1 pseudogene is annotated in these 515 nt (G+C 64.5%); it reads left to right on the top strand.

From position 1 onward, the window contains the following. Positions 1 to 515: pseudogene (locus tag CO660_RS32585) on the top strand (HAD family hydrolase); the annotation flags it as partial.

Genomic DNA, 515 nt, shown 5'->3' with positions numbered 1-515 from the left:
AGGCCATGCTGGTCGCGGTCGCGGTGCTGATCATCACATGCCCCTGCGCATTGGGCCTTGCTGTACCGGTGGTCCAGGTGGTCGCCGCCGGCGAACTTTTCCGCAGGGGCATCGTGGTGAAGGACGGTTCGGCGCTCGAAAGACTGGCCGACGCGGACATCGTGGCCTTCGACAAGACCGGCACCCTGACGATGGGCCGGCCCCGCCTCGTCCGAATCGACTCGATCGCGGGCAATAGAGCCATCGTTTGCGCAATGGCGGCGCATTCACGGCATCCGCTTTCCCAGGGTCTGGTGCGGGACATAGACATCTCTTACCCCTTCGCCTTCGACAGGGTCACGGAAATCGCCGGCGGGGGGCTGGAAGCCTGGCAAGGAGCGGACTTCTATCGGCTCGGCAACCGGGCCTTTGCCTGCGGAACCGGGCTCACGCCCGCGGGCGATACTCCGTTTTCGGAGGTGGTCCTGTCGAAAAACGGCGTCGATCTCGCCCGTTTCCTGTTTGACGACACGCTT

Origin of the sequence: Rhizobium sp. L9 (genome assembly GCF_002531885.1) — a bacterium.
Classification (GTDB): Bacteria; Pseudomonadota; Alphaproteobacteria; order Rhizobiales; family Rhizobiaceae; genus Rhizobium.
The sequence above is the reverse complement of the archived record's forward strand: the minus strand, read 5'-3'. Positions and strand labels throughout refer to the sequence as shown.